This window comes from Streptomyces sp. NPDC059009, assembly GCF_042740175.1.
Lineage (GTDB): Bacteria > Actinomycetota > Actinomycetes > Streptomycetales > Streptomycetaceae > Streptomyces.
Genome location: NZ_JBHYJB010000009.1, coordinates 85,574 through 95,941 on the forward strand (window position 1 = coordinate 85,574; position 10,368 = coordinate 95,941).

9 protein-coding genes are annotated in these 10,368 nt (G+C 70.5%); 5 read left to right on the plus strand and 4 right to left on the minus strand.

Features of this window, described 5'->3' with window-relative positions:
- The first annotated feature begins 10 nt into the window (after window positions 1-10).
- Complete coding sequence (gene mutM, locus ACFWYM_RS11235; RefSeq protein WP_384833546.1) at window positions 11-898, plus strand: bifunctional DNA-formamidopyrimidine glycosylase/DNA-(apurinic or apyrimidinic site) lyase; 888 nt, start codon at window positions 11-13, stop codon at window positions 896-898.
- Here the strand turns inward: mutM and ACFWYM_RS11240 are convergent.
- Window positions 871-1,275, minus strand: a complete 405-nt coding sequence (locus ACFWYM_RS11240; protein WP_384833549.1) for a winged helix-turn-helix transcriptional regulator — start codon at window positions 1,273-1,275, stop codon at window positions 871-873. The genes mutM and ACFWYM_RS11240 overlap by 28 nt on opposite strands.
- 83 nt (window positions 1,276-1,358) lie before the next feature.
- Entirely contained in the window at window positions 1,359-2,240 is an 882-nt protein-coding gene (locus tag ACFWYM_RS11245) for a CAP domain-containing protein (RefSeq protein WP_384833552.1), read from the minus strand.
- A gap of 129 nt (window positions 2,241-2,369) precedes the next feature.
- Between ACFWYM_RS11245 and ACFWYM_RS11250 the strand changes: the two genes are divergently transcribed.
- The 4 genes from ACFWYM_RS11250 (at window position 2,370) to ACFWYM_RS11265 (ending at window position 8,749) form a co-directional block, all read left to right on the plus strand.
- Window positions 2,370-2,651 carry an acylphosphatase gene (locus tag ACFWYM_RS11250; RefSeq protein WP_384833555.1) on the plus strand — a complete coding sequence of 94 codons (282 nt, stop codon included), beginning with the start codon at window positions 2,370-2,372 and terminating at the stop codon, window positions 2,649-2,651.
- A 374-nt stretch (window positions 2,652-3,025) separates the two neighbouring features.
- The gene (locus tag ACFWYM_RS11255) at window positions 3,026-3,229 is read left to right on the plus strand and encodes a hypothetical protein (protein WP_384833558.1); all 204 of its coding nucleotides are present in this window, start codon (window positions 3,026-3,028) and stop codon (window positions 3,227-3,229) included.
- 284 nt (window positions 3,230-3,513) lie between these two features.
- Window positions 3,514-7,092, plus strand: coding sequence for a chromosome segregation protein SMC (smc, locus tag ACFWYM_RS11260; protein WP_384833561.1), 3,579 nt, complete (start codon window positions 3,514-3,516; stop codon window positions 7,090-7,092).
- Between the two features lie 232 nt (window positions 7,093-7,324).
- Window positions 7,325-8,749, plus strand: a complete 1,425-nt coding sequence (locus ACFWYM_RS11265; RefSeq protein ID WP_384833564.1) for a sugar porter family MFS transporter — start codon at window positions 7,325-7,327, stop codon at window positions 8,747-8,749.
- Between the two features lie 47 nt (window positions 8,750-8,796).
- On the opposite strand, the gene ACFWYM_RS11270 is transcribed toward ACFWYM_RS11265, so the two are convergent.
- Complete coding sequence (locus tag ACFWYM_RS11270; protein ID WP_384833567.1) at window positions 8,797-9,777, minus strand: LLM class flavin-dependent oxidoreductase; 981 nt, start codon at window positions 9,775-9,777, stop codon at window positions 8,797-8,799.
- An 89-nt stretch (window positions 9,778-9,866) separates the two neighbouring features.
- Window positions 9,867-10,368 (minus strand): cytosine permease (locus ACFWYM_RS11275; RefSeq protein WP_384833570.1); only part of this gene is annotated, 502 nt, incomplete at its 5' end.

A 10,368-nucleotide genomic window follows, 5' to 3' on the forward strand; every position in this document is an offset into this window, starting at 1 on the left:
AGGAGACACCGTGCCCGAACTGCCCGAGGTGGAGGTCGTCCGGCGCGGACTCGAGCGCTGGGTCGCCCACCGCGCCATCGGCGACGTCGAGGTCCTGCACCCGCGCGCGGTGCGCCGGCACGTCGCGGGCGCCGACGACTTCGCGCAGCGCCTCAAGGGGCAGCGCATCGGGGTGCCCATGCGCCGCGGCAAGTATCTGTGGCTGCCGCTCGAGGACACCCACACCTCGGTCCTCGCCCACCTCGGCATGAGCGGTCAGCTCCTCGTGCAGCCCCAACAGGCGCCCGACGAGAAGCACTTGAGGATCCGTGTGCGGTTCACGGACGGCCCGGACGACCCGGCCGCCGCCGGCACCGAGCTGCGCTTCGTCGACCAGCGCACCTTCGGCGGGCTCTCGCTGCACGAGTGCGCCGCCGACAGTACCGACGGGCTCCCGGACGTCATCGCGCACATCGCCCGCGACCCGCTCGACGAGCTCTTCGACGACGCGGCGTTCCACGACGCGCTGCGCCGCAGCCGCACCACCATCAAGCGCGCCCTGCTCAACCAGTCGCTGATCAGCGGCGTCGGCAACATCTACGCCGACGAGGCGCTGTGGCGTGCCAAGGTTCACTACGAGCGGCCGACCGCCGGCTTCACCCGCCCCCGTACCGCCGAACTCCTCGGCCACGTACGGAACGTGATGGCGGAGGCCCTCGCCGTCGGCGGCACCAGCTTCGACAGCCTCTACGTCAACGTGAACGGCGAATCGGGCTACTTCGACCGGTCGTTGGACGCCTATGGGCGCGAGGACGAGCCGTGCCGCCGCTGCGGCACCCCGATGCGCAGGCGCCCCTGGATGAACCGGTCCAGCTACTTCTGCCCCCGCTGTCAGCGCCCGCCGCGCGCCTCGTCGTAACGCTTCCGGGCTGCCAGTACGTCGTCCATCCGGCCCTCCATGTAGTGCACGAGGGTCAGCAGGCGCTCGGCGAACTCCCGTCCCAGCGGGGTGAGTTCATAGTCCACGCGCGGCGGGTTGGTCGGCTGTGCCTCGCGGTGCACCAGGCCGTCCCGCTCCAGGGCGTGCAGCGTCTGCGACAGCATCTTCTCGCTCACGCCGTCCACCCGGCGCCGCAACTCGTTGAACCGGAAGCTGCCGTCGTGCAGCGCCCCGAGGGTGAGCGCACCCCACCGCCCGGTCACATGCTCCAGCGTGCCGCGCGAGGGGCACTGCCTGGAGAAGACGTCGTACGCGAGGTCCGGGACGCCCTCGGTCCGGTCGGTGGTGGAGTCCATGCACCCAGCGTACTCCCGCACAGCGCTGACCAAGGGGTGGCGCTATCTAAAAGTTAGTGCTCGCGCCCCAGGTGCTGGAAGGCTCAGAAGCCGAAGTCCTGCGTCCACCACGGGCCGCCCGGCGCGAAGTGGGCGCCGACGCCGAGGGTCTTGTAGTCGCAGTTGAGGATGTTGGCGCGGTGGCCGGGGCTGTTCATCCAGGCATCCATCACCGACTGGGCGTTGGCCTGGCCGCGGGCGATGTTCTCGCCGCCCAGGTCCGCTATCCCGGCCTTCTCGGCGCGGTCCCACGGGGTCGCGCCGTCCGGGTCGGTGTGGTCGAAGAAGTCCCGGCCCGCCATGTCCGAGCTGAAACTGCCGGCGAGCGAGGCCAGACCGGTGTCCGCGCGCACGGGGGAGCAGCCCACCTTGGCGCGCTCCTTGTTGACGAGCGTGAGCACCTCGGCCTCGGCCGCGCTCTCCGTGGAGGCGGACGGCGAGCTCGCCGCGGGCGGCTTCGGCTTCTGCGTGGCCGTGCGGGTCGGGGCCGGGGTCTCCTTCTCCTTCTCCGGAGCCTTCGACTCGGGAGCCTTCTCGGACGGCTTCTGAGAGGGCTTCTCGGTCGGCTTGGCCGAGGACTTCGAAGGCGAAGGGGCCGGGGCCTGGGAGCGGTCGGTGCTCCGGCTCGGGGAGGACGGGCTGCGGTCGGCGGCGCCGTCGGTGCCGCCCTGCGCGTTCACTTCCGTCGGGGAGCTGGCGGAGCGGACCTTGTCCGAGCCGCTGCCGCCACCCAGCGAGTAGTTGTCGCTGCCGGGCACCAGGCCGGAGGCCACCGCCACGGCGCCCATCGCCACGGCCGCGGAGACGCCGAGAAGGCCGGTGCGCACGGGAGCCGCGACCTTGCCCTTACGGCGGTGCGAGACAGCGCCGGGGCGCACTTCGGGGGCGTCGTGCTCGCCAGCGGCGGAGCGTCGGTGGCGTCCCATCTCCTGGCCTTTCGTCCTTACGGTCAACGTGACTCACCCATACGAGTGAGGCTCATCGAACCGCGACTGTACGCGATGCCGGATGGGGACGAAGTGCTCCCAGAGCAATTGGCCGGTTAGCGTGCACCCATGAACGAAGAAGTACGGCTCGTCGCCTGGGTGCGCGGCCGCGTGCAGGGCGTGGGATTCCGCTGGTTCACGCGGGCCACGGCGCTGGAGATCGGCGGCCTGAGTGGTTTTGCTCTCAATCTCGACGACGGCCGCGTCCAGGTCGTCGCGGAGGGCTCGCGCGAGGGCTGCCAGAAGCTCCTCGACTGGCTCTGCGAGGGCGACACACCCGGCCGGGTCGATGGTGTCACTGAGATTTGGGACACTCCCCGCGGCATCTACGACACCTTCAGCATTCGCTGACCGAAGGGCCCGCCGCGGCGGGCCCGCACCCGGCCCCGTTCAACTGCCCGGTGCGAATAATGCCTGGTGGTTGCCAAGAACCCCGTGCCATGGGAGGCTCCACGAGTACGGATCTTCACCACGCCCCCAGGGCCCCGCAGGAGAAGCCGCCGCCGCAGTTTCCACGGCCGCGAGCCCCCGGGTTGCCCACCAATACGGGGTGTGATCGTGTTGACCGTCAAACTTTTTGGTGAGACTCTGGAAGCCCCGCGCACCTTAGCTGTTTGGCATGTGAGAACGGCCAGTAAGAACAACGAGTGCCAAGCACCGCGGGTGCGATTCCCTCACGACCCACACCGCTTCGGTCGGTCACTCAGTGTGGAGGACCATCCATCATGGCAAAGGCGCTTCTCGGTTACGTCGGCGGCAGCGACCCGCGACTCCTCGCCGAGATGCGACGGCTCCAGCAGCGCGTACAGGACCTGGAATCCGAGCTCGTCAGGATCCAGGCCGAGAACGACGCGCTCGCGGCTGCCGCTTCTCACGACTCTCTCATGGAGAGCATCGACGTACCCCAGGCGGAGCCTGCGCTCACCTGACCCAACCCCCGCACCAGGCAACTTCTTCCAGCGGAGTCCTGTTCGCGGAGTGGTCAGGCTGCCCATGTCAGCCGCTTGTTCGTCAGATCTGCAAGGGACGCTTCGGCGTCCCTTCTTTCTTCGCTCCGGCGCTGCCGGTCCTGTCAGCCCCGTTCACGCTTCCTTTACCGTCTGATGTGCCCTGCACCTTCATGGGTGAAACTGGCAAATCCAGCGGTGCGGCGCGCAGCGCCTCATCGGAGGGGCGGTGGCGGGCGACGGGCGGGCCTGTAGAGTCCGGACGCGTGCACCTCAAGGCCCTGACCCTGCGCGGCTTCAAGTCCTTCGCCTCGGCCACCACGCTGAAGTTCGAGCCGGGCATCACCTGCGTCGTCGGACCCAACGGCTCCGGCAAGTCCAATGTCGTGGACGCGCTGAGCTGGGTCATGGGCGAGCAGGGCGCCAAGTCGCTGCGCGGCGGCAAGATGGAGGACGTCATCTTCGCCGGGACGACCGGGCGGCCCCCGCTCGGCCGCGCCGAGGTCTCCCTCACCATCGACAACTCCGACGGCGCGCTGCCCATCGAGTATGCCGAGGTCACCATCACGCGGATCATGTTCCGCAACGGCGGCAGCGAGTACCAGATCAATGGTGATACGTGCCGGCTGCTCGACATCCAGGAGCTGCTCTCCGACTCCGGCATCGGGCGCGAGATGCACGTCATCGTCGGGCAGGGCCAGCTCGACTCGGTGCTGCACGCCGACCCCATGGGGCGCCGTGCCTTCATCGAAGAGGCCGCGGGAGTCCTCAAGCACCGCAAGCGCAAGGAGAAGGCGCTGCGGAAACTCGACGCGATGCAGGCCAACCTCGCGCGCGTGCAGGACCTCACCGACGAGCTGCGCCGCCAGCTCAAGCCGCTGGGACGGCAGGCCGCCGTCGCCCGCCGCGCCGCCGTCATCCAGGCCGACCTGCGCGACGCCCGGCTGCGGCTGCTCGCCGACGATCTCGTACGGCTGCAGGAAGCCCTCAACGCGGAGGTCGCCGACGAGGCCGCGCTCAAGGAGCGCAAGGACGCCGCCGAGACCGAGCTGAAGAAGGCGCTGCAGCGCGAGGCGCTCCTGGAGGACGAGGTCCGGCAGCTGACGCCGCGCCTGCAGCGGGCCCAGCAGACCTGGTACGAGCTGTCGCAGCTCGCCGAGCGGGTGCGCGGCACCGTCTCGCTCGCCGAGGCCCGCGTCAAGAGCGCCTCCGCACAGCCGGCCGAGGAGCGGCGTGGCCGGGAGCCGGAGGACATGGAGCGCGAGGCCGCCCGGATCCGCGAGCAGGAGGCGGAGCTGGAGGCCGCGCTGGAGGCGGCGCAGACCGCCCTGGAGGACACGGTCGCCCACCGCGCCGAGCTGGAGCGGGAGTTGGCGGTCGAGGAGCGGCGGCTCAAGGACGTGGCGCGGGCCATCGCCGACCGCAGGGAAGGGCTCGCCCGCCTCGCCGGACAGGTCAGCGCGGCGCGGTCGCGGGCCGCCTCCGCGGAGGCCGAGATCGACCGGCTCGCCGCCGCCCGGGACGAGGCACGCGAGCGCGCCGCCCTGGCCCAGGAGGAGTACGAGCAGCTCAAGGCCGAGGTCGACGGGTTGGACGCGGGCGACACGGAGCTCGGCGAGCGGCACGACGAGGCCAGGCGCGCCCTGACCGAGGCGGAGGGACAGCTGACCGCCGCCCGGGAGGCCGCGACCGTCGCCGAGCGTGAGCGGGCCGCGGTGGCCGCCCGGCGCGATGCGCTCGCCCTCGGGCTGCGGAGGAAGGACGGGACCGGCGCGCTGCTGGCGGCCAAGGAAGGGCTCGCGGGTGTCCTCGGCCCGGTGGCCGAACTGCTCTCGGTGGCCCCGGGGTTCGAGGTCGCCGTCGCCGCCGCCTTCGGTGCCGCCGCGGACGCCGTCGCCGTCAGCACGCCCTCTAACGCGGCCGAAGCGATTCGCCTGCTGCGGAAGCAGGACGCGGGGCGGGCGGCGCTGCTCCTCGCGCAGGAGTCGCAGGGTGCCCCGGCCGACGTATCGGAGCGGCAGCGCGGGGACGGGCCGCCGTTCGTGGCCGATCTGGTGCGCGGGCCCGCCGAGTTGATGCCCGCCGTCCGGGGGCTGCTGCGTGACATCGTGGCCGTCGGGTCGCTCGAGGACGCCGAGGACCTCGTCTACGCCCACCCCGAGCTGACCGCCGTCACGACGGAGGGAGATCTGCTCGGGGCGCACTTCGCGCAGGGCGGTTCGGCGGGGGCGCCCAGCCTCCTCGAGGTGCAGGCGTCCGTCGACGAGGCGGCCGCCGAGCTGGATGAACTCGGCGTGCGGTGCGAGGAGTTGGGGCGCGAGCAGCGGGTCATAGAGGGACGGCGCAAGGAATGTGCCGCGCTCGTCGAGGAGTTGGGGGAGCGGCGCCGGGCGGCCGACCGGGAGAAGTCGGCCGTGGCCCAGCAGTTGGGGGCGCTCGCCGGTCAGGCGCGGGGTGCCGCGGGCGAGGCCGAGCGGTCCACGGCCGCCGCCGCCAAGGCGCAGGACGCCCTGGACCAGGCCCGCATGGACGTGGAGGAGCTGGCGGAGCGGCTCGCCGTCGCCGAGGAGGCATCCTCGGGGGACGGAGCGGAGGAGGAGCCCGACACCTCGGTGCGCGACCGGCTCGCCGCCGACGGGGCCAACGCCCGGCAGACCGAGATGGAGGCCCGCCTCCAGGTGCGTACGCACGAGGAGCGGGTGAAGGGGCTCGCGGGGCGGGCCGACGGGCTCGACCGGGCCGCGCGGGCGGAGCGCGAGGCACGCGCGCGTGCCGAGCAGCGCAGGGCCCGGCTGCGCCACGAGGCGGCGGTCGCGCAGGCCGTCGCGTCCGGCGCCGGGCAGCTGCTCGCGCACGTGGAGGTCTCTCTGGGCCGGGCCGAGGCGGAGCGCGCCGCGGCCGAGCGGGCCAAGGCGGCGCGGGAGCGCGACCTGGTCGAGGCGCGCAACCAGGGCCGCGACCTGAAGGCGGAGCTCGACAAGCTGACGGATTCGGTCCACCGGGGCGAGGTGCTCGGCGCCGAGAAGCGGCTGCGGATCGAGCAGCTGGAGGCGAAGGCGCTGGAGGAACTCGGTGTGGAACCGGCGGGGCTCGTGGCCGAGTACGGCCCGCAGCAGCTGGTGCCGCCCTCGCTCCCCGCCGAGGGCGAGGAGCTGCCCGAGGACCCCGAGCACCCGCGGAACAGGCCCCGGCCGTTCGTCCGAGGCGAGCAGGAGAAGCGCCTGAAGTCAGCCGAACGGGCGTACCAGCAGCTGGGGAAGGTGAACCCCCTCGCGCTCGAGGAGTTCGCGGCCCTGGAGGAGCGCCACAAGTTCCTCAGCGAGCAGCTGGAGGACCTCAAGAAGACGCGGGCCGACCTCCTCCAAGTGGTGAAGGAGGTCGACGAGCGCGTCGAGCAGGTCTTCACGGAGGCGTACCGGGACACCGCGCGGGAGTTCGAAGGGGTCTTCAGCCGGCTGTTCCCGGGGGGTGAGGGGCGGCTGATCCTGACCGACCCCGACAACATGCTCACCACGGGTGTGGACGTCGAGGCCCGGCCGCCGGGCAAGAAGGTCAAGCGGCTCTCGCTGCTGTCCGGCGGGGAGCGGTCGCTGACCGCCGTGGCGATGCTGGTGTCGATCTTCAAGGCCCGGCCGAGCCCGTTCTATGTGATGGACGAGGTCGAGGCGGCGCTCGACGACACCAACCTGCAGCGGCTGATCCGCATCATGCAGGAGCTGCAGGAGGCTTCGCAGCTGATCGTGATCACGCACCAGAAGCGCACGATGGAGGTCGCGGACGCGCTGTACGGCGTCTCCATGCAGGGCGACGGCGTCTCCAAGGTGATCAGCCAGCGGCTGCACTAGCCACCGCTCGGCAGTCGCATTCAAGATCATTTACAAGAGTTCAAGACTTGAACATCCACGGCCTCGCACTGCCCTTAAATTCACAGCTGACTAGGTATTGACTTCGAAACTTGAAGGCATAGTCTCTGCAACGTTGCTTTTACCTTCAGGTGGTGGGCGGCGTGAAGTTGTGCGCCACTTGAAGAGCTCGCCCCCACCCCCGGCGACGCTGCCGGTGGCCCGAGGAGTTCACGTGACCAGCACAGCGCAGGCACCGCAGTCAGGAGCCCGAGACGCCCAGCCCGACCACCTCGGGCACGTCATCTTCATCACGGCGGCCGCCGCGATGGGTGGCTTCCTCTTCGGCTACGACAGCTCCGTGATCAACGGTGCGACCGTCGCCATCCAGCACAGGTTCGACGTCGACGCCAACATGCTCGGCTGGATCATCGCGACCGCGCTCCTCGGCTGTGCCGTCGGCGCCGCCATCGCGGGCCGGATCGCCGACCGCATCGGCCGTATCCGCTGCATGCAGATCGCCGCCGTCCTCTTCGCGGCCAGCGCCATCGGCTCGGCCCTGCCGTTCGCCGCCTGGGACCTGACGGTGTGGCGCCTCATCGGCGGCATCGGCATCGGCATGGCCTCGGTCATCGGCCCCGCCTACATCGCCGAGGTCGCCCCGCCCGCGTACCGCGGACGGCTCGCCTCCTTCCAGCAGGCCGCCATCGTCATCGGCATCGCCGTCTCCCAGCTCGTCAACTGGGGCATCCTGAACATGGCCGACGGCGATCAGCGCGGCAAGCTGATGGGCCTCGAGGCATGGCAGTGGATGCTCGGCGTCATGGTCATCCCGGCCGTCCTGTACGGCCTGCTCTCCCTCGCCATCCCCGAGTCGCCGCGCTTCCTGATCTCGGCCGGCCGTGACGTCGAGGCCAAGAAGGTCCTCGGCGAGGTCGAGGGCACCGCCATCGACCTGGACGCGCGCGTCGCCGAGATCGAGTCGGGCATGCGCAGCGAGCACAAGCCGTCGTTCAAGGACCTGCTCGGCAAGGTCGGCTTCCTGCCGATCGTCTGGATCGGCATCGGGCTCTCGGTGTTCCAGCAGCTCGTCGGCATCAACGTGATCTTCTACTACTCGAACCAGCTGTGGCAGTCGATCGGCAAGGACCCGAGCAGCTCGTTCCTGTACTCGTTCGAGACGTCGATCGTGAACATCGTCGGTACGGTCATCGCGATGATCTTCGTCGACCGCATCGGCCGCAAGCCCCTCGCCATCATCGGCTCCGCGGGCATGGCGGTCGCCCTGTTCACGATGGCCTGGGCCTTCTCGTACAAGACCGGCTCCGGTGACACCGTCTCGCTGCCGAACGCGCAGGGCCTGACCGCGATCATCGCCGCCAACGCCTTCGTGCTCTTCTTTGCCCTCTCCTGGGGCGTGGTGGTCTGGGTGCTGCTCGGCGAGATCTTCCCGAACCGGATCCGCGCCGCCGCGCTCGGTGTGGCCGCGGCCGCTCAGTGGCTCGCCAATTTCGCGATCACCAAGACCTTCCCGAGCATGTCCGAGTGGTCGCTGACCGGCTCGTACATCATCTACGGCGCCTTCGCGGCGCTCTCGATCCCCTTCGTCATGAAGTTCGTCAAGGAGACGAAGGGCAAGGCCCTGGAGGAGATGGGTTAAGTCCCCGCTGCCATCTCCTCCTGCGGGAAGCTGCCCCGGTTCAAGGTTCAGTCCTTGAGCCGGGGCAGTACGTTCTCGCCGAACAGGTGCAGGCTGCGCCAGCCCTCGTCGACCGGCATCCCGCCGGAGAGCGGATGCAGGACGAGGTTGGCGGCGCCGCCCTCCACGAAGGCCACGCACTCGTCGGGCGTCAGGACGCGGTAGACGCCCTCGGTGCGCAGTTCCTCGACCGTCGTGGCCGCCGACTTCACGGCCGAGCGGATGTCCTTGTTCTGCCAGGACGCGTAGGTGCGGGCCTCGTGCAGGAAGTGCTCGCCGTGCTCGGCCCAGGTGCGGTCCGGGTCCTCGGAGAGGTGCAGGAGCGGGGTCTCGGCGGCCGGCATCATCGTCCAGCCCTCGGTGCCGTACTCCGCGAGCTTCTCGTTGTAGTACGCCTCCAGCTCCGGCAGGTGCGCGCTCGGGAAGAGCGGCAGGCCGAGCCGGGCCGCGCGCCGTGCGGCCGCCTTCGAGGAGCCGCCGACCAGGAGCATCGGGTGCGGCCGCGTGTGCGGGCGCGGGGTGACGCGGACCGTGCGGCCGCGGTAGTCGAACTCCTCGCCGGTCCACGCCTTGAGGAGGGTCTCCAGGAGCTCGTCCTGGAGCTTGCCGCGCCGGTGCCAGTCGACGCCGAACGCCTCGTACTCCGCGGGCCGGTAGCCGATGCCCGCCACCGTCACCAGACGGCCGCCGCTGAGCAGGTCGAGCACGGCGATGTCCTCGGCGAGCCGGAGCGGGTCGTGCAGCGGGCCGATGATCGCGGAGACGGTGACCGCGATGCGCCGGGTCGCCCCGAACACCGCGCCCGCGAACGTGAACGGCGAGGGCAGCCAGTTGTTGGCGACCCCGTGGTGCTCCTCGGTCTGGATGGTGGAGATGCCCCGGTCGTCGGCGTACGCGGCCATCTCCAGGGCGGATTTGTAGCGGGCGCTGAGCGAGCCGGGCGTCGCCGACGGATCGACGAGGTTGAGGCGTACGACTGTGACGGGCATGGGAAAGTCCCCCTTCACCGTGGGCGGCGAAGGGGGACGTTAGTTGACGCTGTGTCAGATGAACAGTGCCGTACGCGAGTTGGGCCCGGCTACGCGGTGACCAGCTCCGCCTCGCCGCTGTCCTTGCCCTCGGCCTCGGGTGCCTCGACGATCGGCTGCCGGGGCAGGACCGCGTACAGGGCGGCGGCGATCAGGATCGTGACCAGCCAGCCCAGGCCGTTGCGCCCGATCCAGGACGTGGCGAGCGGACCGCTGAACCAGTCGACCTTGGTGAAGAGCAGGCCCACGACCAGGGCGACGCCCCAGGCCGCCATGGCCTGCCAGGCGAATCCGGCCTTGTACCAGTAGGCGCTGGTGCGCGTGGTGTCCATGAGCGCCTTGCCGTCGTACGTCTTCCTGCGCAGCATGTCGATGCCGAAGACGCCGATCCAGGCGGAGAAGGCGACCGCGAGCAGCGTGAGGAAGGAGATGAAGGAGCCCATGAAGCTCGTCGCCACGTTCATCAGGATGTAGCCGAAGACGAGGCTGATGATCGCGTTCACGCTGACCGCCCACGCGCGCGGGACCTTGATGCCGAGGGTCATCGCGGTG